Origin of the sequence: Paenibacillus sp. 37, assembly GCF_008386395.1 — a bacterium.
Classification (GTDB): domain Bacteria; phylum Bacillota; class Bacilli; order Paenibacillales; family Paenibacillaceae; genus Paenibacillus; species Paenibacillus amylolyticus_B.
Genome location: NZ_CP043762.1, coordinates 33,361 through 58,524, shown reverse-complemented (window position 1 = coordinate 58,524; position 25,164 = coordinate 33,361). Strand labels below are relative to the sequence as shown.

General features: G+C 42.2%; 19 protein-coding genes, 2 pseudogenes and 1 CRISPR repeat array. Of the genes and pseudogenes, 18 read left to right on the top strand and 3 right to left on the bottom strand.

All coding sequences use genetic code 11. The features are described from left to right. Positions 1 to 233 precede the first annotated feature (233 nt). Together F0220_RS30555 and F0220_RS30550 are read left to right on the top strand one after the other, a co-directional pair. Positions 234 to 5,189 carry a DNRLRE domain-containing protein gene (locus F0220_RS30555; protein WP_149846983.1) on the top strand — a complete coding sequence of 1,652 codons (4,956 nt, stop codon included), beginning with the start codon at positions 234 to 236 and terminating at the stop codon, positions 5,187 to 5,189. Further along, the gene (locus F0220_RS30550; protein ID WP_149846982.1) at positions 5,186 to 5,623 is read left to right on the top strand and encodes an Imm26 family immunity protein; all 438 of its coding nucleotides are present in this window, start codon (positions 5,186 to 5,188) and stop codon (positions 5,621 to 5,623) included. The genes F0220_RS30555 and F0220_RS30550 overlap by 4 nt, the downstream gene beginning before the upstream one ends. 170 nt (positions 5,624 to 5,793) lie before the next feature. Here the strand turns inward: F0220_RS30550 and F0220_RS33130 are convergent, their stop codons facing one another. Beyond that, complete coding sequence (locus F0220_RS33130) at positions 5,794 to 6,021, bottom strand: hypothetical protein (protein WP_223200053.1); 228 nt, start codon at positions 6,019 to 6,021, stop codon at positions 5,794 to 5,796. Positions 6,022 to 6,046: 25 nt separating this feature from the next. Between F0220_RS33130 and F0220_RS30545 the strand changes: the two genes are divergently transcribed. Together F0220_RS30545 and F0220_RS30540 are read left to right on the top strand one after the other, a co-directional pair. Beyond that, the gene (locus tag F0220_RS30545) at positions 6,047 to 6,778 is read left to right on the top strand and encodes a hypothetical protein (protein WP_149846981.1); all 732 of its coding nucleotides are present in this window, start codon (positions 6,047 to 6,049) and stop codon (positions 6,776 to 6,778) included. A 342-nt stretch (positions 6,779 to 7,120) separates the two neighbouring features. Beyond that, entirely contained in the window at positions 7,121 to 7,423 is a 303-nt protein-coding gene (locus F0220_RS30540; protein ID WP_317452014.1) for an immunity 53 family protein, read from the top strand. Between the two features lie 493 nt (positions 7,424 to 7,916). On the opposite strand, the gene F0220_RS30535 is transcribed toward F0220_RS30540, so the two are convergent. Beyond that, complete coding sequence (locus tag F0220_RS30535) at positions 7,917 to 8,729, bottom strand: M12 family metallopeptidase (protein WP_149846980.1); 813 nt, start codon at positions 8,727 to 8,729, stop codon at positions 7,917 to 7,919. Positions 8,730 to 8,936: 207 nt separating this feature from the next. Here F0220_RS30535 and F0220_RS30530 point away from each other — a divergent pair, with 207 nt between their 5' ends. The 6 genes from F0220_RS30530 (at position 8,937) to F0220_RS30505 (ending at position 15,966) form a co-directional block, all read left to right on the top strand. Next, positions 8,937 to 9,932, top strand: coding sequence for a S8 family peptidase (locus F0220_RS30530; RefSeq protein ID WP_149846979.1), 996 nt, complete (start codon positions 8,937 to 8,939; stop codon positions 9,930 to 9,932). 64 nt (positions 9,933 to 9,996) lie between these two features. Further along, positions 9,997 to 10,908: a trypsin-like serine peptidase gene (locus tag F0220_RS30525; protein ID WP_149846978.1), complete on the top strand. Its 912-nt coding sequence runs from the start codon at positions 9,997 to 9,999 to the stop codon at positions 10,906 to 10,908. Beyond that, positions 10,905 to 11,357: a hypothetical protein gene (locus F0220_RS30520; RefSeq protein WP_149846977.1), complete on the top strand. Its 453-nt coding sequence runs from the start codon at positions 10,905 to 10,907 to the stop codon at positions 11,355 to 11,357. The genes F0220_RS30525 and F0220_RS30520 overlap by 4 nt, the downstream gene beginning before the upstream one ends. After that, positions 11,312 to 12,403: a S8 family serine peptidase gene (locus F0220_RS30515; RefSeq protein ID WP_223200052.1), complete on the top strand. Its 1,092-nt coding sequence runs from the start codon at positions 11,312 to 11,314 to the stop codon at positions 12,401 to 12,403. The genes F0220_RS30520 and F0220_RS30515 overlap by 46 nt, the downstream gene beginning before the upstream one ends. Before the next feature lie 57 nt (positions 12,404 to 12,460). Next, positions 12,461 to 13,723 (top strand): histidine phosphatase family protein, encoded by a 1,263-nt coding sequence (locus F0220_RS30510; protein ID WP_188310589.1) that lies wholly within the window; start codon positions 12,461 to 12,463, stop codon positions 13,721 to 13,723. Between the two features lie 1,250 nt (positions 13,724 to 14,973). Next, the gene (locus F0220_RS30505; protein WP_149846974.1) at positions 14,974 to 15,966 is read left to right on the top strand and encodes a WG repeat-containing protein; all 993 of its coding nucleotides are present in this window, start codon (positions 14,974 to 14,976) and stop codon (positions 15,964 to 15,966) included. Between the two features lie 280 nt (positions 15,967 to 16,246). On the opposite strand, the gene F0220_RS32710 is transcribed toward F0220_RS30505, so the two are convergent. Beyond that, on the bottom strand, positions 16,247 to 16,384 hold the full coding sequence (locus tag F0220_RS32710; RefSeq protein WP_188310588.1) for a hypothetical protein: 138 nt from the start codon (positions 16,382 to 16,384) through the stop codon (positions 16,247 to 16,249). Between the two features lie 566 nt (positions 16,385 to 16,950). Here F0220_RS32710 and F0220_RS33285 point away from each other — a divergent pair. From F0220_RS33285 to F0220_RS30480, 8 genes and pseudogenes are all read left to right on the top strand, one after another. Further along, positions 16,951 to 17,115 (top strand): restriction endonuclease, encoded by a 165-nt coding sequence (locus F0220_RS33285; protein WP_317452013.1) that lies wholly within the window; start codon positions 16,951 to 16,953, stop codon positions 17,113 to 17,115. Further along, the gene (locus F0220_RS33370) at positions 17,087 to 17,272 is read left to right on the top strand and encodes a restriction endonuclease (protein ID WP_317452012.1); all 186 of its coding nucleotides are present in this window, start codon (positions 17,087 to 17,089) and stop codon (positions 17,270 to 17,272) included. Before F0220_RS33285 ends, F0220_RS33370 begins: the two co-directional genes overlap by 29 nt. 368 nt (positions 17,273 to 17,640) lie before the next feature. Beyond that, positions 17,641 to 17,868, top strand: a complete 228-nt coding sequence (locus tag F0220_RS33495; RefSeq protein ID WP_149846973.1) for a DUF4145 domain-containing protein — start codon at positions 17,641 to 17,643, stop codon at positions 17,866 to 17,868. A gap of 189 nt (positions 17,869 to 18,057) precedes the next feature. Continuing rightward, positions 18,058 to 20,154, top strand: a complete 2,097-nt coding sequence (locus F0220_RS30490; RefSeq protein WP_149846972.1) for a CAP domain-containing protein — start codon at positions 18,058 to 18,060, stop codon at positions 20,152 to 20,154. Beyond that, on the top strand, positions 20,154 to 20,294 hold the full coding sequence (locus F0220_RS32705) for a hypothetical protein (RefSeq protein ID WP_188310587.1): 141 nt from the start codon (positions 20,154 to 20,156) through the stop codon (positions 20,292 to 20,294). The genes F0220_RS30490 and F0220_RS32705 overlap by 1 nt, the downstream gene beginning before the upstream one ends. A 762-nt stretch (positions 20,295 to 21,056) precedes the next feature. Beyond that, positions 21,057 to 21,362 (top strand): site-specific integrase, encoded by a 306-nt coding sequence (locus F0220_RS30485; RefSeq protein WP_100529023.1) that lies wholly within the window; start codon positions 21,057 to 21,059, stop codon positions 21,360 to 21,362. Between the two features lie 706 nt (positions 21,363 to 22,068). Beyond that, a CRISPR array of direct repeats spans positions 22,069 to 23,115; the repeat unit is 33 nt; unit sequence GTCGCACTCTGTATGGAGTGCGTGGATTGAAAT. Between the two features lie 369 nt (positions 23,116 to 23,484). After that, positions 23,485 to 23,597: pseudogene (locus F0220_RS33490) on the top strand (transcriptional regulator); the annotation flags it as partial. A gap of 192 nt (positions 23,598 to 23,789) precedes the next feature. After that, positions 23,790 to 24,587, top strand: a pseudogene (locus F0220_RS30480) (Rpn family recombination-promoting nuclease/putative transposase). The last annotated feature ends 577 nt before the right edge of the window (positions 24,588 to 25,164 follow it).

Genomic DNA, 25,164 nt, shown 5'->3' with positions numbered 1-25,164 from the left:
TAATACAGAGGTTGCTTAACGAGCAAGAGAATTAGGACAGAGGCATTTGGAATAAGAACATGTTCCTATCCCCAATTAGGGAATGTATAACCTTAGGTTAGAGAGGTGTATGGCCCAGAATACAATAAATATATGGAGGAAAGGTTAACATTGGAAAGTTTTTCATTTAGAAAATATTCCAATGATATGGTATAACTCTTCTTGCTGTGAAAAAATTGACAAGGGGATACAACATGAGAAATAAACACAAATTTTGGAATAAGGTGGTCAGCTTAATTATTGCTGGCTCCTTAATTTCTACATCATCGCTCAATAATACCACTGCTTGGGGGAGCCCCTCAGCCGAAAGATCAACACTTCAAGAAAGCAACACTTCAGACGATTCTAACTTGTCGTCCAACAACACCCCAAAAGAGATTGCTTCGCTTCGTAGTGAGAAATCGAAGACATTCGCAAATGAGAATGGAACGTACACAACTCAAATTTCTGAAACTCCCATTCACTATCAAGATCCCTCAAATCAAGAGTGGAAGCTGATTGATAACCGTTTAAACACGACGAGTCAAACAGCTTACAATAACGATCATGAATTCAAAGTAGAAATGAACAAGAAACATTCTGTTTCTGATAATTTGATAGAGATCAAAGAGGATAAATTCCGCATTGGTCTAAACCCCATAGCGGAAACAAATACGTTAACAACTACGCAAAGCATCTCTAGCACAAAGCCGGCAGGGATTGTTAAGAATAATGTAATGACGTATAAGGGGCTTTATCCCGATACTGATTTAATTTATACCCTGGGAAACGATAGACTCAAAGAAGAGCTTAAACTCAGCAAAAAGCCGACAGGCAAAAAATCAGTGATTTACTCCTTTGCCTTAACTCTAGGTAATTTGGATTATCGCCAGGAACAGGATGGCTCCGTTTCCTTGATTAACCCATCTACTGGCGATATTGAATATATCATCGATAAACCGTTAATGTATGACTCTTTTATACCCGAAGGTTATCAGCAGGTAGAGGGAGTTAATGCTTACCCTGAAGAATCTCTTTCCTACGATATTCACTATGAATTGAAAGAGAAAAAGGGACAGTTATTCATTGACGTGATCCCAAGTATCGCATGGCTTAATGATGCATCTCGTGTATACCCAGTCACCATCGATCCGACCATTGTTAAATTTCAACCGACATACCGCTTAGCGGATACCAATATACGTAGTGCTTTTCCCAAACAAACTGGAGCAACCGACACGACACTAGGGGTAGGTCTATATAAAGACGCTACTAGCTCTAATGTCATCCGTTCTCTTATTCAGTTTGACACATCGACCATCCCACAGGGGGCAAAGGTGTTAACGGCTGACTTGAACCTCTGGTTAGCTTCCGTTTCAAATAATACTAATGTAGATATCACTCTAAATAGTGTCAATAAAGCATGGACAGAATACTCTGCATCCTGGATGTATGCAGATGCTACGAACTTGTGGAGTAAACAGGGTGGAGATTTCAATGCTTCGCAAGTCGCTACAACTGCAGTCGGACCGTTAACATCACTTTCAGCAAACTATAAGTGGTCCTTGCCTGCCAATATGCTAGAAAAGTGGATAAATGACCCCACAACAAACAAAGGATTTATGTTGAAAAGCAATTCAGAAACAACAAATAGCTACAAGAAGTTTATATCCGGTGATGACACGGCCAACCCAGATTACACGCCGCTTTTAAGCGTGACATACACCTCTGCTAGCCGACTTGGTCTAAAAGATTATTGGACATATGATAGTCATCCGATAGCTAACGGAACTAGTTATACCAATTTGGCCACGGGGAACAATATCATCCAGTTCAATGATTATTCCTTAACGGGTAGAGGAGATACCTCCGTAGACTTCATGCGGACATATAACTCAAAATCTAGCGAATCTTCACCCTTTGGCTACGGATGGTATTATACGGGTGGGGAAACCATCGTAGATGCTTACAAAACCGGAGACGTATTGTTTACAGACCATACTGGATCTGCTTATGAATTCAAATATAACGCATCAAACAATACGTATACGCCTTCAGCGGGCGAATATCTGACACTAAAAAAGGTGAAAAGTAGCTCAGGGGCCACGACGGGTTATGACTTAACGGACAAACATGGATACCTGATGCATTTCGATACGGTTTCTAACGATGATCAAGTAAGCATCACTCAAGCCAAACTCAGTTATGAACAAGATATGCATGGAAACCGAATTACGTATAAAAGGAATGGGGACGGAGCACTAACGGGTATAGAGGACCCATCAGGCCGGACCATTGCATTTGAATATACTTCAGATGGGTTAGTTGATTACGCCATGCTTGAAGGACGTAAAACGGATTATACGTATCAGAATGGAAAGTTAGTCACTGTAGATCAGTATAGTGAGGATGGAACTTATAGCCGAACTCAGTTTAGTTATGGTGGAAATTACATTAAAACCATTTTTGACCCGAATAATCGATTAACCACGTATACCTATGATCAAGAGTACTTGGTTAAAGTGCAGGAACCTTCAACGGTTTCGGTTACAGATGCAAGTGATCGGCCGGCAACCCAGTACAAATATGACACCACTGCACGCACAGCAAACGTAACAAATGCAAACGGCCATACGACAAACTATACGCTGAACGCTAACTTCGTGGCGGAGAAAATCCAAGATGCCAAGGGTGAAATCATTCAGTTTGTCCTAGATGCAAACTACAATGTCAAGAAAGTAACCAATCCAGATGGAACTGTTGCTGAACAGACATATGATAGTAAAGGTAATGTTCTAACTCAAATCGATGAAGTTGGAAATGTTACGACATACGAGTACAATGACCTGAACCACGTGGTCAAAGAAATTGACCCTAGACAAAATGTGACTAATTACTCGTATACCGCAGTTGGTGATTTGGAAACCATCGTGGATGCGAAGCAAAAGGTGACGCGTTATGAATATGACACCTATGGAAACTTAAAAAAGACGACGTATCCAGACCAATCGATAGAAACGTACAGCTACGACGATAAAGGTAACGATATCAAATCGGTAATAGATGCAGCAGGAAACACAACAACAGTGACAACAGATACTGTTGGGAATATGATCGCAAATACCGACGGAAATAACAATCGTACCGATTACCATTATGATAAGTTAAATCGTCTGAAAGCTGTAATTGATCCGAAGCGAAAAGAGACAACGTATGAGTATGATACAGTCGGAAACTTGTATAAAACGATTAATCCAAAACAGGCTGTAGTTCAGTATGAGTACAATGGGCAAAATCAGTTAACGAAAAAGACAGATGCCATTGGCAATGTGACCGATAACAAATATGATTCAAATGGCAACCTAATGGAGACCACAACTCCTAACGGGAACAAAATCTCTACGACATTCACAGCTTTGGATCAACTCAAAACTATAAGTATAGACGGGCAACAAAAGTGGGCTTATGAATATGATGAAAATGGTTTACTTGTCAATGTAAACAATGGTGTTCGTTCCTTTACGTATAAGTCTGATGGGTTACCTGAAACAGAGGTAGATAGAGGACATCAAAAGTCGTATATTTATAATGCGAATAGTGGACTTCAGGAGCTCTCTTATACAACTGATGCACATTCGTCTACTGTAACTTATGATTACACAGAGTTAGATCAAGTGAAAAGTATTACCAAAGATAATCAAAACCTCATTTCATATCAGTACAATGATATGGCTGCATTGGAACAAGCCAATCGAGCAAACGGAATTGTAACCAAGGCTGACTACGATTCTGGGGAACAGTTGCGCACTTACGGAGATTACTCCAGCACAGGGAGTGTAATTCGCGAGTACAACTACACATATGACTCCAATGAGAATGTAAAGACAATTCATTCGGAATTAGGTGATACAACGTATGAGTACGATGCGCTTAACCAACTCGAACAAGAAACTCTTCCCGATAGGAAAACGATTAAATATAGTTATGACGATGTAGGTAATCGGACACAAAAAGTAGTTGTCACCAATGGGCAGGAGCAAACCACTGTATACGAACACAATAACGCCAATCAATTAACTTCTGTTAATGGACAAGCTTATCAGTATGACAATAATGGAAACCTATTAAACGATGGGAAACAAACGTATATATATGATGCACTGGATCAATTAATTGAAGTGCAAGATCAAGCTGGTCAGAGTATACAACACTATAGTTATGATGAACAGGGGCGACGTATCCAGTCAATTGGTCAGTCCGGAACGACGAATTTTTTCTATGATGGCGATGAAGTCATCTATGAAACGGATGGAAATAACAAAACACTTCGAGAGTATACGTGGGATGATAGTGGAAGTCCGGTAGCAATGACTAAAGATGGGCATACCTATTATTACCAGTTAAACGGTCATGGTGATGTTGTAGCTTTAACTGATGAAGACGGACAAGAAGTAGCTCAGTATGAGTATGATGCATGGGGGAATGTGATAAGCCAGAGCGGTATCCTTGCCGAAGAGAACCCCTACCGGTATGCTAGTTATAAATATGATACTGAGACAGGATTTTATTATTTATTAAGTCGTTATTATAATCCTCAGCATGGAAATTTTATAACACTAGATCTTGAACAGGATACGGACTTAGATAATCCATTAAACCGAAATGGATATAGTTACTCACTGAATAATCCGGTTTCGTTAGTAGATGACGATGGGAATTTTCCTTTCATTCCCATTATTATCATAGTGATTGTTCGAGTGGTAGCAAAGGAAGTAGTAAAAACCACAGTCAAAAAAGTTGCCCAAAAAGCAGCGACTAAGGCAATTAAAAAAGCCACAACTAAAACGTATCAAACTTACACTAAAACCAACACTAAAACGGGTACTGTTTATACTGGGCGAACAAGTGGAAAAGGTACGCCTTTAGAAAACATCGCTAAAAGGGATACTAACCACCATATGAATAAAAATGGATATGGTCGGGCAACCATTGATAGATCATCAAGTAACAAAAATGCAATACGTGGAAGAGAACAGCAAATGATCATAAAAAATGGCGGCGCCAAATCTAAAAATGGTACTTCAGGGAATGCGATTAATGGTATTTCTCCGAAAAATAAGAAGTACAGTAAGTATATTAAAGCCGCAACGAAGGAGTTTGGAAAACCGTGAAAAAAACGAAACGTAAACGAATAAAATTGGGTGATATCTACGCTATCCCTTTGCCTAACGATAAGTTTGCCTTTGGGAGAAGGCTTAAAGATGCCAGTATTGCAATCTATAATCTTACAAGTGACTCTATAGAAGAGATACCTCAAGAAGAGGAATATCAATTTATCGTGGGTGTATATGATGATGTACTGAAATCAGGGGATTGGCCGGTCATTGAGAATCGTCCATTCCCGGATGAAGAAGAGGCATGGCCCCCACCTGCCTGTATCATTGATAAGATATCAGGAGAATATTTGATTTATCATATGGGAGAGATTAGACCTTCTAATCGCGAAGAATGCGAAGGATTAGAGATTGCGGCTGTTTGGGAAGCTCATCATATTGTTGATAGAATAATGGGAGATAATAAGTGGCACCGTGACCCGAATAAATAGTGCAAGAATATATCGCCTATAGATTCAGAGATCACTCTGATGCAAATAAAGCTAATGATCGTTTCTTGACAAGGGCGATCCTTAGCTTTATTTAGTATTGAATCTTTGAGTTGATATATGAATTATGTTTAATAGGAATAAATTAAGTTGTACTACTCACGGTGTAAATCTTAAATATCCTGTATAAGTAACTTTGTGAGAACCATATCCATCGCTAGATTTTCTGGTGTAATATGAACTGCTGATATTAAGGAATCCAGTAAATTTTCCAGCCAGGAAGTATTTAGTTTTGAAACAGGGTTACTTTCCTCCCCTATAGAGAAGTGGATAATTCTTAAGACTTCTACATATTTGGGTGAGGTATCATAATAATCGTTTTGTTCAAAGACCACACCCATGGGAATAAAGTTAGGAGAAAATCAGATGTATCTAAAAGAATTCGACTTAGACTTACCATATATTCAGAATGATAAAAGCATTGAATCTATAATGAAAAAACAAAAATGTGAGTACAACGAAGCAACAAAATTAGATTATGAATTGAATTGGAAATGGAAAAGACGTTCATTTAGATTGGAAACTCGCTGTATTACAGCTATGTTTGAATGTTTATTTGGGAAATACAAAACGAAAGATTGTTGGAAAGTCCTAATAGAATGTGTAGAAAACATTTCGGACGAAAGAATTGTTAATGATTCAGGTGTGTGTTCGGCGCCAATCCAATTTAGTTTGAATGACTTTCGTGCAAAAAATGAGTTGGAGAAAAAAAAGGTTACGCTTCGACTACTAATGGACGGGATCGAGAAACTTGCTCTACGTAATAGTTGGCAGATTGAGCCATTTAGAGAAATAGCATTACAAATAGAAGAGTTAGGTTATGTAAATGAATGGACTTGGAAAAAAACAGTAAAGAGTCCTAATAAGAAGTACAATGCTAAAGTCATATGCCATAATAATGTAGAAAGCATGGATATATTCATATCTATTCTACAACGAGATGGTACGCAAGTACTTTTAGAAAAGGTCTTATCAGAACAACCAGATGAATTTGCCTATGCTAAACATTTAGGCGAACTTAAATGGGAATCTGATTTTGAAGTTGCTTTGATTAATAAAAAAGGCAATGAAAAGTATTTGGTAGCCATAGAACACTGATTTATTGTCGTTAGAAAAAAATTGTATAAGGACAAGAATCATTAGTTCAATGAAAGTCGCCATTTATGTTCATAACCCTGTCAAGTAGACAAAAAAGTCGAAATTTAAGCTGCGACCGTTTCTCGGTATTCCACCGGGGAATGGTCATTCAGCTTTTTATGGATTTGGGTTCGGTTATATAGTGCAGAAATACAGATAACTAAGCTCACTTGATGGAAAAGGAAAGGGTCATATCAACAGATTAACAAAACAAGATGTTCCAACACCTCATGTTAATGGTAAATCAATACCTGGGGGAGTTAGACCAGCAAGACCAGATGAAATTCCGAAGAAGAGGTAGAGATGATGAACGCATTAAAATGGCTTCAAAACTGGTATCTTGAAAACTGTAATGGTGATTGGGAGCATTCATACGGTGTTAAAATTGATACTGTGGATAATCCCGGTTGGTCTGTCAAAATCGATTTGACAGATACTTTTTTAGAGGATGTTCCGTTTGATATGATCGAAGAAGAGAGAAATGAAGAAGATTGGTTCTACTGTATTGTGAGGGATAGAGTGTTTCACGGTGCAGGTGGAGCAACAAATTTGGAAGAAGTACTCGACTGCTTTAAAAATTGGGTTTCGAGTGTAGAGAGAAGTTAATTATGTAGTATCTGAGGAAGAGACCTTGATTTGTTAAATGCCTTTTAAGGACTTTTTTATCCTTTATTGAGATATATCTAGGACTAATCTTTTCTAGATGTTTTGTATCTACATAATATTTGGCAGAGAGCATCGAATTTGATGCTTTAACTGGACAGTTAAAACGGATGATTTATCCCGACGGAAGCAAACAACGTTCGAATATGATAGCAACGGGAACCGTACTTCCATGATTGGTCCATTCGAATAAGGTCTATTCTACTTCGGATACGATGAACCGGCTTATTTCAGTAGGCACGTCCCATAGTACTCCGCATACACAGCACAATCCTTGCTCGGAAAGCTTAACACAATAACCCCAAGGCCCTTTAGAACAAGATAAAGGGCCTTGGGGTTATTTAAATAAAATAAAACAGCTTATTGATGGGGATCTCTGCAATGCCGTAGTTCATTAGAACAGGTTCCTCTGATTTACTGCTCCAAGTGTGAATTATCAGCCCATAACTGGCTCCGGTGCGGGCGCGGCTACGCGCGGATACATTTGACGCATGAAGTTTTTATCCGTTTCCGACAGGGTGGTGTTGAACGGCGTACCTCTTCCGTCGCAGGTCAATTCACCCGGGAAAGGATACAGCATGATTGAATTGGGGTCAAATTCAGTGAAGTTTGTATTTAAGGGGTTTTCTTTATCCAATACATTGTGTCTTGTTGTCTCCTCGTCCCAGTCGCTTCTACGGAAATGCTCCAGAACAGCTTGTTCGTTCCAGCAGATACCAGACGATGGACTCTGGTGCTCATGAATACATCCCAGGGCATGGCCGAATTCATGCATGACGGTTCTTTCGAACTCCGACTCCTCGGTATCCTGGTCAAACCAGCCGAAATTCATGGTTGCCCCCGTATTGAATAACAGCGCATCCGTCCCTACGGCCGAGTAGGCTTTATCTTTGTCGAGAAAGGTAATCCGGATCTCCGCCTCCAGGTGATCGCCAAAATCAAAGGTAATATTCGCATACTTTTCCCATTCCTTGGCCCAACGGACGACCTTGGCCTGAATCGCAGGCTCTCCGTCCAGAAAGCGGACGCGTAGCCTTCTGCCGTTTCGCCACAGTTTTCGGACCATAACGGCCATCTCGGGGCCGACTTCATTGCGGGCGGTCATGTTCTCCAAGGCGTCGGCTTCCAGCTCAAGCGGGCCGGCATTATCTGCCCGTTCTTTTATTGCGATGGACACCGCTTCGTTGTTTTTGTTAGCAGGGGGTTTCAAGATGACACAAATCTTCAATGCGTTCTGCGGTTCGGTCATTGACGTTACTCCTTTTCGTAATGAGTATTTTTTAACCAAACAATATTATGAACCAAGGATCACCCGGTATCCGGATTAACTTTTGGAAAATCGGCAATGCACTGCAGTGGCTTAACACGTTAACAAAAAAAGGAGTGGATGATATGAAAAGATGCTCAAATAATAACCACGCAGCTAAAAGCTGAAATTTGTTACAAGAGGTGAATCATGTCAACGTTTGTAGGCAATGCAGATGACGTACAGCTGCCTCCGGTCGAAATGGTAAGTGTGCGGCAGCATGTGAAAGAAATCCCGAAAGGCGTGCAGATGATCCAGGCCCCGCAATACTGGGAACAAGGGAATTATGGCAAGGGAGTTATGATAGCAGTCCTAGATACCGGCTGTGATGCCGAACATCCCGATTTACGCGAGCGGATTATGGGCGGTAAGAACTTCACCGATGATGACGATGGAATTCCTCGCGTGTACAAGGACTACAACGGACACGGAACGCATGTGGCCGGGATTATCGCTGCGACGAAAAATGGGGACGGCGTGGTCGGCATTGCTCCCGAAGCAGGGCTGCTGATTCTGAAAGTTCTCAACCGTCAAGGGCGCGGAAGACCGGAATGGATTGCCCAGGCGATTCATTATGCGATTGACCAAAATGTACAGATCATCTCGATGTCATTGTCTTTTGCAACTGACCACAAAGGGATTCATGACGCGGTTAAGCGTGCAGTAGACAACGATATTATTGTCGTGTGTGCAGCCGGAAATACGGGAAAAGAAGAGTTTCGTTTTCCCGCCGGGTTCAATGAATCGACTTCAGTAGGAGCCATTAATTTCAACTCTGATTCGGCACCATTCCTGACGATGAACAATGAAATTGATCTGCTAGCTCCGGGTGTGGACATCAAGTCGACGTATCCGCTGGAGCTAGCGGAGGATAAGTCCATCCCCTACAAAATCCTTTCCGGCACTTCGATGGCTGCACCGCATGTAGCCGGGGCATTGGCGCTGCTAATCAATAGCTGCCAAAGTGCGGAACAGTTTAACCGACAGTTGACCGAGCCGGAGCTTTACGCCCAATTGACGAAGCGGACGATTCCGCTGGGAAGACCGAAATCCGTTGAAGGTAACGGTCTGTTGTATCTTACAGCCGACGAGCTGCTGGAGGAACATTTACGGCAACACCCGGTCAATGTCAGTGAATATGCCTAATCTAGAAGAGCAAAAATGCCGGATAACGAAAATATGTACAAATAGTCGTAAGGAGTGAAATTAGATGGCTGATACATTGCATAATATGGTGAGCGGTAAAGGAGAAGTTATGGCTGCCGCTACCAATACAGCGGCTGATTCGGCGCAGACCGAAGCTTTTCAAGGAACGGGTACCCTCTCCAATCGGGGGGCAGCGGAAACAGATATCAAAGACAAACAGCTTCCATCCATTGAGTCGTTGCTATTTGTGAATAAAGAGGAAGTCTGCCAGCTTGATGACAGGCTTAGAGTAATGGATACCGCGAAATTCTCCTGGTCCGCGGTCTGCCGGTTAATTATTACACTGGATGATGGACGTGAGGGCGTTGGAACGGGGTGGCTATGTGGTCCGGGTACGGTGATTACTGCGGGGCATTGTGTATTTGACAGCGAAACTAGAAAATGGCATAAATCGATAGTTGTCATTCCAGGTAAAGATGACAGACTCGAACCTTATGGACGGTTCACCGTTACAACCGAGCATTTCTGGTCCGTCAACGGCTGGGTTCAAGATGGGAATCAAGAATATGACTATGGGGCAATCATTCTAAATTCTACCATAGGCAACAACACTGGCTATTTTGGCTTCAGGTATGATCCTAATGACACTATCAATCAAAAGCCTATATTGAATACAGGCTATCCTTACGATAAAAACGGCACACAGTGGTACATGAAGGGGATTGTCGATAACGTACAGACGCGAAAAGTATACTACAAATTGGACACAATGGGCGGTAACAGCGGAGGTCCGGTATGTCTAGGTGAGACGAATCAAGTCATTTGTATTCACGCTTACGGCGGTTGTGCTGCCAACGGTAGCAACTCCGGTACCCGGATTGACCGTGATGTGTACGCCAATGTGCTGAAATGGAAGGAAGCCGGCGCATCTCCCCAAGCATCCGCAGAATCAGGACAAGACATGGTAAAGGTATGAGTCGGGCATCGGCGGCTGGGCGCATGCCCGAGAACAGACGCGAGCTGATCGTTATATCAGACCCCGGTGCATTAAACCCTCCAGAGAGCTCCTTGATTCAGCCGCTGCCTACAGTCCACACGCTATTATCGGAATTGTCTGCGGAGATGGGAGAATCCTTTCAACTGCTTCCGTTATTTGCGCGGGAACAGGAAGCTGAAGCCGAGATTGTTGAAATGACCGCTGAGATGGCCGAGGCCAAGGCAGGATTGCACATCTTCTACAGGGTCGACGCTCCCGATGATAAATTGGATCATATTGCCGAGAAATTGCGTCAAGACAGCCGAATTCAAGGTGCTTATGTGCGGCCTGAACCGGAAATGCCCGCCCAGTTGCAGTGGAAACGGAGAAGGATGTATCCCTCTTGCCGTCAGCTACTCCGGATTTCGGCGAACGGCAAGGTTATTTAAATGCAGCACCGACAGGGATTGACGCGTATTATGCCTGGACCCTGCCCGGCGGTTATGGTAACAGAGTGCGGATCATTGATCTTGAAAGCGGATGGAACTTTTCACATGAGGATTTGCAGGTCAATGAGCAAGGTATCATTGGTACGGAGAATGACTATAACGATCACGGAACTGCCGTGCTTGGGGTGATGGGCGGGGATCACGATGCCAAAGGGATTAAAGGGATTTGCCCCGAGGCTCGCATAGCTGGCATCGCCTGGAACGAAAGCTGCGCGCTCTCAGGGGACAGCCCCGACGTGCTGCTGGATTCCATCCGGCTTTGCGCCCCGGAAGCGATACGCAAAGCCGCTGATCAATTGCGGACCGGCGACATTTTGCTGTTGGAAATGCATGTCCCCGGCCCGCACTATAATTATGTCTGGCGACCCGATCAACGGGGATACATTGCCATTGAGTGGTACCCCGATATGTTGGCTGCGATAAAATATGCTGTTGCTAAAGGGATTCTTGTTGTGGAGGCGGCGGGGAATGGCGGAGAAAATCTAGATGATCCGATGTACGATCAGCCCAAAGATGGCTTTCCTCCCAACTGGAGCAATCCCTTTCGCAGACAAGGAAGAGATTCTGGAGCCATTCTTGTCGGAGCAGGAGCTCCCCCGAAAGGAACCCATGGCCGTAATCACGGACCCGCACGATCCAGATTGGACTTCTCCAACTATGGATCGGCTATTGACGCGCAAGGTTGGGGAAGGGAAGTGACAACTACCGGTTATGGCGATCAATCACGGGGCAGCGGCGAGAATTCGTGGTATACCGACCAGTTCAGCGGCACCTCCAGCGCATCTCCAATTGTTGTTGGAGCTCTGGCATGCTTGCAGAGCATTCATCTTACACGCGGTGGAAGGCAACTGCCTTACGCAATAGTGCGGGAGATGCTGCGCACAACGGGCAGTCCGCAGCAGGACGCGCCAGGCAGACCTGCCAGCCAACGGATTGGCAATCTACCCGATTTGAGGGCACTGATCTCGCGTTTGAACGGTTTTTAGGGAACAAATTTACCGACATGTGGATTTTGTGAATATATGAAAGGAGTGGGTTTTGCATTGAGTAATGTAGACACGCAGTATGAAATCAAGTTTCTGCTCGATGCCAACCAGGTGCTTACGGATAAGCATACATTGCGCACAGAGCTTGTGCATTTAGATCAATCGGAGGGGCAACAGATCGATATCCGTTTCATAGATACGCCAGAACAGGATTTCTTCCGCGATAATTGGATATTACGTGCCCGGCTGAAACCGAATAAAGATCAATGGGAAATCACCTATAAGAAGAGGTTTAACTTTTCTGAGGGTCAAGATCTGCAGCAGGTAATGGATCATGCAAAGGAGCTTGGATTTGATCTTGAGGACCCCACCTGCAAACAAGAGGTTGATTGGAGCGGAGCTGACCGTACGTTTGATCTTTCCTATGAAGTAAAAGCAAAGATCGTTCAAGAGGATAACTTGGAAGAGTGGAGAGGCATTCTGAATGAAAATGCCCCTCCAATGCTGCAGACTCAAAAATGGGGAGAACGCGACTTTAGCGCCATTTTGACAGAAACCAGGGTGTTAGGCCCAATTACTGCTCTAAAGTACAAGGGGCAATGGGATGGATTTCAAGAGAGTGTGGAGATCTGGACGGTGGCCGGCAATTCCATCGTGGAGATATCGACAGAGGCGACAGGATTAGAGGCGGCCGAAAGCAGCCACCGGACAATGGAGGGTCTGCTGTCCCAGCAGAACTTGCTCCCGATCCAGCATAAAATTTCAAAAACTGGATGGGCTATGGATATAATTCAGCATCCGGCGAAAAGAGGGGATCCCTTTTCGCTGTTGCTTCAGGGTGGCTTTAATCTGTACTTTCGCCATGCAAGACCTGTTGGGGGCAATGGTGATGAAGACCCTTTAAGCGAGTTGGGGAAAACACAGGCGCGGCAGTTAGGGGAAATTTTGAGGAATAAAAAAATCCCGTTGCAAATACCGGTTTTATCCAGTCCGGTTATACGTGCGCTGCAAACGGCTGTCTTGGCTTTTCCTAATGAGGGTGCGGTAAAAACCGATGAACGCCTGCCCAGTGTAGATGAATTACAGCAAGTGCTGGAGGTGAAGCCGGAGCTCGGAACCAACCAGGTTTTGGTTGCACACTATCACACGTTCAAGAATCAGCTCCAGGAGGTTCTGGATCATCTAGGTTTGGTCATCCTCCAACCCTTAGGGACAGAGCAAGGATATCGGATCATCCGACAACTGGATATCTTGCAAGCATCGCTTGTGAAGTATGGTAGCGGAGTTATTGAACCAGCTGCCTCCAATGACAACCATTGAATCGGGGAGTGAAAAAGGGACGGCAAATTCGCCGTCCTTTTCACATGTAAGCTGACTGCACGGACAATATGGACCTCTTGGGCGATGTCTACACCAATGACCAAGTGATGAACAGTAATGTTTGCAATGAGTTGATTTTGCTTGTCTTGGGTTTTAAACTTCTGCCGAGGGTCAAAAACATTGTTCCATTCAAAGTCGCTATTACAGTGGCTTTTTTGTTTGTTTCGTTGAAACAGTATCATTGAACCGCCGTAGGGAAGGGGACTATTTACATGCGTTGGGCTTCCAAGATGGAGCTTGTCATTAATGCTGCCACATTAATGAGTCCTGTTGATTGTCAATCAAAAAACAGAATACTCATCAAGACTTGCGAGGAAAGAAATGTACATACCATCAAGGGAGGACTGTTGCGTCTCAAAATCCTTGATTTCTTACTGATGCTTGATCTTCTATTATATTCATTACATTTTTATTAGTAGATAAACTCATTCCGTTTGGAAGGAAGCTGGGAAAAGTTCCAAGTTGCTGTAGTTGAAACAATAATATTAAGGCAGGGCATTTCACATTCTAAATATGTTCATAACAACAATGTATATGTTGAATATCACGTTTCGTAGATATGAAGGAGATTAATTATTTTTTTAACGAATTATTAATTGATAATTTTCAATAAGTAAAATATAATTGTAAATTGTTTCATGTTAAAAATTACCTAGAGGGGAGTGAGAAAGTGAATCTAAGTAAATAAACTTTAAATTTGGTTCTTATGCAAAGTTTGCAATTGGTCTTAGTCAATCAGTATGTAAGCCTGGCGGAGGGCAGTGTACCATTAAATTTATTAAAATGAAAGGAAGGACTAGGGCGCTTTTATCCCATCTGCTTTCTACCAGAAATGGTCAACTGGAAGTCGGATGGCTGTGTTTGACCCAACCAACACTTTCTCCCAGAATCTTTTGATCGTCGAAGCAACTATATATGACTTCGCCATAGCCATTTGGATTAAGAAAAAGAGTAGGTTATTCTGGAAATAAATAGTTGAAAAAGGGCGGACTTTAGGTATGGTACCCTTATATGACGTCATGGTTTCTCTTCTGGCCCTGATTAGGTATGTAACTAGCCTTCATCAAAAAGGGATTGCTACTTGCATCTATTCTTTTTCATTCTACCGTTTGCTAGAATTGGATTGCTCATTTATAAGTTAGAAGTTTACATATATTAGAGTTTAATGAAAATCAACTGGAGGTTTCAGCGTGAGAAAGAAATTGAGATTAGCATTACTGCTTTCTATTGTTACCATTCTATTATCTGTACTTTGCATTCCTACTCAAGTTTCCGCAAGCCAAAAAGCGATCCAAACGATTAAATTAAAACCTGGCGAAGCGAAGAAACTCAATATTCCCTCCCATTATACCAATAACACCAACGAAACGATGTATCTAACACCCCGAGCTTATTTGTCCGGTTGGGGTCACGCTGGAGAAAACATGGTTTCTGTCACAAGCTCGCCAGGGGTGCTAAAATTGCTTCCGGGCGAAGGTGGTGCGTTTTCGTATACCGTCAAATTCGCCCCAAAGGTGAAACCTGGGAAATACCTGCTAGAACTCTCGGTATATGAAATCGGTGGTTATGTATGGAACGAGTTTATCATCGAATTTATCGTTGAATCTGAAGAACCTAGTATTCTAAAAATCTTTAATGATGATCCTCACAATCAGAAGCTATATGTTTACCAGAGTAGCCAAGGGGCATATGGCTATGTTGATAAAAACAGAAAAATCATCATTCCGGCAAAATTTCAGACAGCCAAACCATTTAACGCTAAAGGGGCAGCCCCAGTCAGCATCAATGGAAAGTATGGGTTTATCAATAAAAAAGGAGCCTACTTAATTAAGCCGCAGTTTGACGAAATTCATGATACTGGTTTTCATGAAGGATTGGTTGGAGTAAGAATCGGCAAAAACTGGGGTTTCATCAATGAAAAAGGAACAGTTGTTGTGAAGCCTAAGTATGCTCGTATCTTTTTTTATTCGGAAGGGTTAGCTCCTGTAACTCTACACAACGGAAAAGTCGGCTTCATCAACAAAAAAGGTACAATGGTCATCCCCGCGATTTACAGTAGTGTAACGAGTTTCAGTAATGGACAAGCTATTGTTTATAAAAATGGAAAAGCCTATTACATCAACAAAAAAGGAAAAGTGATCAAGGAGGCTAAAGACATTCTGAAGTGGGAATATGATGAATAAAAACTAGTATGAACAATGAAGTCCATCTCATTTGAGATGGACTTCATGTTTTACAGAACAAAAAGTTTTTCTTATTATTTAATAGCCGAGATCTTTTATGTGCCCGCATCTCAGTTCGATGATGCCCCAACACTGACTTCACTGGAATATAGATACGCTACCACCACTTTAACTGTAACCTTACCCTTATTGAGCTAATGCTTACATACTAAATCATGATACTCAAACAGAAGTTAAACAAGAGAGAAGAAAAGTAACCTCTATGAAACGTTTACTACTTTTACTCAATGCGAATCTTATCCCCAATCCCTGGAATGCTTGCTTCCATATTGTTGAAGGACAAATAGGCCATCTTGGAGTGGCCATAAGGTAAATAGATGATATCTGTCAGAAGAGCGAGACCAGGGATTCTTTTCATGAAGTCCCTCTATAAAAAGGATGGGTTAAATTCGATGCTCCTGAGTCGCCTTAGCCACTCGTTTGTATGGTTTGAGTTTCAGATGAGGACAGACCAAACCGAATTTCTTCATCAATCCACGACTTCGTTTGAGATTATACATGATACTGATTTAGATGAAACGTGAAACTTCCGGCGATGAAAGGTTTTCTTCGCCAATTTGAAGACATCTTCATCGCGCTGAGCCTTCTTTAAGAGTCCCCTCTGCTGCTTGAAGATAACGATTTAGCCAGATCATCCGTTTTAGACCTTGGCTTATAGCTTGTTTGCATAAATTGAAAATCTTGATTTTCATAATACTGTGATCACAAATTCTATCTATAACCTTGAAATATATGGTATTATTGTACTAGGAATTAGAAGGAGTGTAGGTCTAATGGAGTATATTGTTTTTCTGCTGATTATTGCTTAAGTTTTTGTGTTGTCTATATTAATTAATTCTCATCTAGTCGAGAAAACGAAAGATCGTTGTATTTGATAAGGAGGACTACGAACTAAGAGATATTACATTAGCTGATATTGATAGAATGGAAAACGGCTCCGGTTTTGAGATGTACTTATACAGATTATTAATCGAACTAGGCTATTCTGGTGTCTATAAGACTATAGGTAGTCGTGACTTTGGAGTTGATATCGTTTTTACTGATCCAGTTGGAGTTGAAAATGTCGTTCAAGCCAAAGATATTCGGTAGAAATCCGGTAGGCATTAGTGCTGTTCAAGAAGTTTTCTCTTGTATGAGATACTATAAGACTAAAAAAGCGGTTGTCATCGCAACAACCAGATTCACAGATTCATGTAAAACGCTGGCTGGTGTAAATTACGTGAAGTTAATTGATCGTACGGACTAGTCAAGCATTATAGAGGCTCTCAGAGCTGGTGATACCTTTGCAGCTCGTAAAATAATTGAAGCGGAACCCAGAAGGATACTTGATGGCTATGAGAAATGGCGAGAGAAGTCTTAGGTTGTACTGTCAAAGTATATCCACTTTCCTAGTAATTCGAATCATTGATTTTAAGCCATCAGTGATGAAGTGCCGATATAATTATTATACGGAATCTAAAGCAAGTAAACTATTAGAATAGTGGGGTAGGTAAATGAAACGAATTACAAGTGAGAACTATTAGAATGCAGATGAACCTTTTAATTTTTTCGGTTACAGAGATCCTCTGACAGGTGAATATCAAAAAATTACGGAGACATCTCTAATAGAGTCGATTGATAACACTATCATTGGATCAAGCATTTAAAGCTTTTGAGGCAACGATTTCCCATATTCATGAAAAGATATGCGGATCAAATTACACTGGAACCACTCGTTTGCAGCTCTCGTCTATAATAGACAGGATGTCAAAGAGAAATATGATTGATCAAGAAAAGCAGTCTAGATATCACAAGCTAAGAAATATTAGAAATATGAACGCTCACCCATCTTTTCAAACGTAACTTGGATTGCCTCCTTATGATGTTTTGAAGAATATATGTTCAGAGATAGATTTCTTGATTCATGCTTTACATAATCAGGACAAGTGAAAATTAAATTTTTGAATAATCGTTATGGGAAATTGGATGCGAACGCGTCCCAAACATACTAGTAAAATTCGTAAATAAGGGATGCAGAGAGGATAAACGAATATGAAATCAAGCGAACGCAGCAAGAAAGACATGCAAAATCAAGGGAATACCCGGAAAAAGGGACGTGGGTGGGGTATATATATGCTCGCTGCAACCTTTGCCCTAACTGTCATCGTGCCGGCTTATCCAGTGGATCACGCATCGGCGGCATCGGCTACGATGGTCTCCCAAGGAGGATTCACACAGGATCAACTCGACGGATTGGCTTATCTGAATGAGATTCGGGCGAAGGTAGGCGTAGGCCCCTTGGAGCTTGATGCGAGATTGTCTCAGGCGTCTCAAGCACACGCGACATATTACAATACAACTCAGTTCAAAGGAAGGACGGCCCATGAGGAGGGACCGGGTACCCCAGGATTTACGGGAGTGACAGCAGGAGACCGGGGAAAGGCAGCTGGATGGCCAAATAAATCGGTAGCTGAAGTCATGTCTTTTAATATGGCAACAACACGTCAAGCGGTCGATGCCTGGCTAAGCACCGCTTATCATCGCCAGATTATATTGGATGAGCAGTACACATCGGTCGGCATTGGATTACAGAATGGTACTGCTGTCATGAACCCAGCATTCATGAAGTTACAGAAGGATAGTACGGAAGCGAGAGTATATCCGTATGACGGAATGAAAGAAGCGGACGTTGGTTTCTACGGATTCGAGAGGCCGAATCCTCTTGTCCGCTTCGGTGTTGAACACTCGGGTGGCATCATCTCCGCTTCAGCAGGCTTCGCCATCGATTCGTTTGAAGCCAGCATTTTGGATTCTCAAGGACAAGATGTTCCGTACTACAGTGAACTGCATGGCAATACGGTGTTCTTGTATCCCAAGGATGTGCTGGACGGCTACAGCGTCTATACGGTGAAGTTTGATTATACGCTGTATAAGGAGTCGCAGCGACGAAGCAAAACTTGGTCGTTCACGACGGGGAAAGGGCACACGATGAAGGGTTTATCTGCTCACTACGACGAATTGGTGTTGAATTCAGGAAGTAAGTTGCCGATGCAGATCGTAGCCTCTTACGACGACGGGACATTCGCAACTCCAAAAACGGCGATCGCATACTCCAGCAGTTCCCCTGCGGGTCTGAAAGTTTCGCCGGATGGCATGCTCGAAGGAGTTAAGCCTGGCAGTTACAAGGTAACGATCAGCTCCGGTGAGGTGAAGGGAACAGTACCGGTACGAGTATTCGAGCGTCTCAAGAGCAAGAGCTACCCATTAACTGATCCGGCCAAGGTCAATGATATCGCAGGACGTGCCGACCAAGCAGCGATTGAGTGGGCGCTTCGTTCAGGTATCGCTGGAGCGGACACAAACGGAAAATTCCGGCCAGAAGATTCCGTGAGTGAAGCGCAGTTCCTTATCATGCTGCTACGCACCTACAAAATTGATGACGAATCGTATGCTTCCAAGAAAAAGAAGCACTGGGCGGAAGGCGCATACAACGTGGCTAAGGCCCGCAACCTGCTACTGTTCAGCTCAGGTCTGGGCAAAAGCGAATTCCGGGATAAGCCAATTAACCGTTACCGCGCAGCTGGCCTGATTGCTTCGATGGACGGTGTGAACTTCGATTATACTTATGCAGTGGACTACGTGCTGGCTCATAATTACATGCGCGGAACTGAAGGCAATCAGAGTAAGATGTTTGGTTCCAACGATATCGTTACTCGAGCACAGGCAGCAGTGATTTTGATGCAATTGCAGTCCAACATGAAGCAATTGGTTGGAGCACCGAAATCAGGCACTTCCGAGAAAAAACTACCTGAACAGCTGTTTCCGGAAGTGTATATTAGACCGGCACTTGGTAGCAAAACGTTGATTGTTGAATTCGGCACTGACGGCAGGTTGGTGGTGGAAGGGAAATTCATAGATCAGGCGAGCAAGCAATTGGAGATTCAGATCGATCAGCATCAGGATAGCGTTCAAGGTGGAAAGATGCTGGAGAAAATTCCAGTGCAGATTGATTCATCGGGTCACTTCTCCATTTCGTCCACGGGTACGTATAGCGATGCTACACTAAATGTGTATCTAAGGACGCAAGGAGTGGTTTATGCCATCGGGGTCAAAAGAGGCACAATGAACGCGTCGGATTTTTCGAAATAATGACCGAACAAAATGTTCACAACTTAAGAACGATAGGCGAAGAAGCGTCCGAGCAGGTGAGGACGCTTCAACGTGTCGTGTCGCGGGACAAGAATATTGCTCCATTTAAAGTCGCTATTGTAGCGGCTTTTTTGTTTTAAGGCACCATTTTTTGTAAGCTTTGACAAAAAATATGTACCATTGCCGAAAAGCACAACAACAACGTGTCATTTCGGAGTAGGTAATTATCTAAATAGTATCGTGATGGAGATCATACTCTTGGATAAAAGCATATGAAATAAGACTTCGCTTGTTATAACGATTTTTTGTATCAGGAACTAAGTCTTATGACTAAAGGCAAAAAGTTAGAAGCCGTGAAGAACTGTCGCGGGACAAGAACATATACCCATTGAAGTCGCTAATTTAGCGGCTTTTTTATTTTATCGGTACAAGTTCGTGTCCCGAGGCAAGAACAAGAACTTGTACCGATTGCCGGAATGGACAAGAACATAGTCCGATTACCGATTAGATGTACATCTAAGTGTAGAAGAGAGTCCCTTTTGAGCGATTAACTGATAGCAGTATGATCAAGAGACTAGCTTCAACGCTAAGAGGAATTCCACCGGAACTGTAATCCTATTTGAAATAGATAAATTAAGTTCGTTATCAAGCACTTTAGCTAAGAAAAGGAAGCTGAATGTGATTTTGGAGCAAGGGAGGAGAATATTCAAATATCGTACTTAGTGCTGATCTGTGCTTGTTATTTAATTTGCAATTTTAAGTCTATGTGTATGTACTTCATATAATTAAGAAATATATGTGCTATTATAATAGCGGCAAACATGAATTTGACGCACTTTTATTTTAAATTGATTTTAATGTATGAAGTAGACCCATTATAGGTGAACTCCCGAACATTCTATATGGCTCTGATTGATTTCGAACTTGCCTCAAAAAATCCGGCTGCCGAAGTGAAAAAGTATAAAACTGAAAAAAATAAGAAACCGATCTACCTGGAGGAAGAGGATCTATCCGAAAGCCTTAAATATATAGAGAGACGATATAAAAACAGGAACATTGTGATATTTTTACTTATGGCCTACTGTGGTCTCCGAGTTGGGGAAGCTCATAGGTTGAATTTAAAAGATTTGAAAAAACTAGAGGAACGATTGAAGTGTTTGGGAAAGGTCGAAAGTGGAATGAGATACCTGTACCAGACGTATTACTGAACTATCTACTCGAGGTAGAAAAGGAGAGGATTTCTCCTTACAGACTTCAGGAAGAAGCGTTCTTTGTATCTCAGAAAGGGCGCAGACTCTCCATAAGCCAGATACAGAAAATTGTCTATCTCACATTCGAAGCATTCTAGAAAGGCAATCCAAATGTTAGTGATATGAAACTTTCATGCCATAAATTAAGACATTCGTTCGCAATGAAAAGTGACGTAGATATACGATACGCACGTAAATGTTGATCAAAAGAGAAGCGCTATGGCAATCGTAAATGTTCCCTTGAACGCAATTGGGGCAGGCCAGCCATAAATAGGTTGATGCATGCATGAGATTTGCTTTATGCGCTTTGATTTTTGGTATAATGGAAGTGTATAGAGATTTGAGTGGCTGTTATGGAATTTCTTGATCCCCGAGTAGATTTTGTATTTAAAGTATCTTTAGCGTTAAAAATACCATTTTAAATCGAGTCCTAACTAAAGTGAGATCCACTACTTAAAGAGATCATTTTAACAGGTGCGAATGCCAAGTTCACATGATTTCCCTGGGGGATTCGCACCTCGAAATTTGTCGAAAAGGTCTTTATTGTGACCTTTTGGCAATGATTTATAGTCGAAAGTTTGTGATAACCGGTTTAAAGTAGTGGAAATATCGGAAATACGTTAATAGTTATTCTTCAAGCATAGTTATTACGTCACTTTTCGCTGTCGCACTCTGTATGGAGTGCGTGGATTGAAATATCGAACACGTAAGAATGCGCGAAGCTACGGAGGTCGCACTCTGTATGGAGTGCGTGGATTGAAATCGGACGATTCCGGCAAGATGCGCCGCGCATATACGTGTCGCACTCTGTATGGAGTGCGTGGATTGAAATAAACAAAGAGCATATTCAGACTGTTCGCAATTTGTGTCGCACTCTGTATGGAGTGCGTGGATTGAAATTATATCGTCTTTAACATCAACCTCATATTGAATGTCGCACTCTGTATGGAGTGCGTGGATTGAAATTATTGCGATTTGGAGTTGTTCGAAGGATGTACATAGTCGCACTCTGTATGGAGTGCGTGGATTGAAATATTACGTTAACATTAGATGCCTGAATGAATACATGTCGCACTCTGTATGGAGTGCGTGGATTGAAATCATGACACGATTGACAGCGAGGGATATCTTGGATGGGTCGCACTCTGTATGGAGTGCGTGGATTGAAATAACTCTGACTCCAAATTCTTCCGGGCACTTCGTCGTCGCACTCTGTATGGAGTGCGTGGATTGAAATTGTTATAAGTAGGATGTCACACGCAGCCCGTGGTCGTCGCACTCTGTATGGAGTGCGTGGATTGAAATCCAAGAAGGTGCGTTATGTATGCGCACACGAGCCGTCGCACTCTGTATGGAGTGCGTGGATTGAAATATCCGTGAAGTAGATAATCGCCTTGGCCTGTCCTCGTCGCACTCTGTATGGAGTGCGTGGATTGAAATAAAGTCATGGGAAAACGTGCAGCTCAAGACGGTGGGTCGCACTCTGTATGGAGTGCGTGGATTGAAATACCTTTACGCCATCCGGACGGAATGATGGGAGCTGGTCGCACTCTGTATGGAGTGCGTGGATTGAAATTACCCAATCGTTAACTGCCATATCAAACTCTCCTTGTCGCACTCTGTATGGAGTGCGTGGATTGAAATTTCGAACTCATGCATTCTTTATCTCTCCTTTGGTGTCGCACTCTGTATGGAGTGCGTGGATTGAAATACCGAAATGCCCTGGCTGATCTTTTGACATCACCGTCGCACTCCGTTTGGAGTCAACCATCAGTTGCTTTATGTTTAGAGAGTATCCAAACTTTTATTGTTGCTGTTGTACCATTAAGAGATAGCCCTTATGCTACAGCCAAAGTCGATCCTTCAATGGATCGGCTTTATTTTATTGGAGCAATTTAGCGAGTAGAAGATGGAAGAAGATGCACATTCGACCCAACAAGCAGCCCAATTATTTGCTTCATTACAGCAAGGTTTAAAATGAGTCGCACAAAGAGTAGCTTTTTCTTTTACTCACAAAAAAAGGAAACGAGAATGAACATCAGAATCGTGCCAATGCGCAGATTAATGTAACAGCCTATCCCGGGTAGACCTTCAGCCAGGCGATCTTGAGTATGAGAAGCTTCGCCTGGTATTGAACAGATTGGGTATGTGGAACCTGTCGTCTGGAATAAACAAGCGGGGAAGAAAGTCGGGCAGTAATCAGTGCACTGAATTAAAGCAAAGCCACAACAGATAAGCCAAGGATTCTATTGTTCCCTTGAACGCCATTGGCGAATAGAACCCTTATGCTGGACAGGCTTAAATAGGTTGATGCCTGTATGAAACTTGTTTTGAACGCTCAGATTTTTGGTATAATGGAAGTGGATATAGAACGGAGTTGCTGTTATGGAATTGCTTGATCCCAGAGTAGATTTTGTCTTCGAACGTATCTTTGGCAGTGAGAATAATAAAGATGTATTACTGGCATTTCTGAATCGAGTCCTTACTGAAGCGTGAGATCCACCACTTACAGAGATCATCCTCATGAATCCATACACGGACAAAGATGATCCGCTCGATAAGTAATCGATCTTTGATGTTTATGCTAAAACCTCAGAGTAAAAAACTGATTGATATTGAAATGCAGCTATTTAATAAGTACGACATTGAGAAAAGAACGTTGTTTTACTGGAGTAAACGATATTCCAGTCAATTTCATGAGGGAGAGAAGTATCAGGAATTGAAAAATGCGTCACAATTAATATCCTGAACTATGCTTTTTTAGCCAATGATAATTACCATAGTACTTTTCATCTTCGAGAAGACCGGACAGCTTTAACCCTAATTGATGATATCGAGATTCATTTTCTGGAATTACCTAACGTTATTCTATCACAAGGTGGTCTTGAGAACTGGTTGTTGTTTCTGAAGGGTGTGGATGCTACACATTGGGAGGTGCTGAAGATGAATGAACCAGGATTAGAGAAGGCTATGGATACCTTGCAATTTTTGAGCCAGGATTCCGAAGCGCGTCAGAAATATTTGCATGATGAAGCGTCGATGCTAGAAGGAGCTCGAAAAGCGGGTATCAAATCGGGTATCACAGAAGTGGCCAAAAATATGTTGGATTTGAATTTGGATATATCAACGATCGCTAAGGCAACTGGGCTCACTGAACAGGAGATCATTCAATTGAAAAGATAAGCCCTTTTTTTTAAGTCGCTAAAATAGCGGCTCTTTTTTATTTCAAGAATTCGTTCTTTACTGAGTTTTTATAGTGAACATTATTATGAAGTATATTAATAAGTTCAAATTAATATTCGGAACAAGCTTTTCTTTTTGGGGCGTATGGGATAATATACCTATATAAAATAAACGCATAGTGGCAATATTTTCTCATAACTGGGAAGTTTGATAGGTGTTTAGGATCTGTAAGTCCTATAAACAGTAGAAAACATAAGAACAAGGTAAAATCCATGTGAGAAGCAAGTACATACTAAAGTAGAGTTTTAAAAAGAAAAGTAGAAATTTTCTTTTATAGCATTAGCAGGAATAGTGACTACTAGCATGGTGGGTACAGAATCAGCCGTAGAAACAAGATGAAAAGCAACTGTAGAAGTTTTACTGAATACGAAGATGATGAATTTCCCGGATGAAAAGCCGTTCCAGGATCGTCAAGGTATTGTGATAGTTGCAATTCGCTTCGTTTCGGAAACCTTAGGAGCAAAAATGTCCTACAGAATGAAGGCTTTAATAAAGCCAGTAAAGATCCTTCACAAGT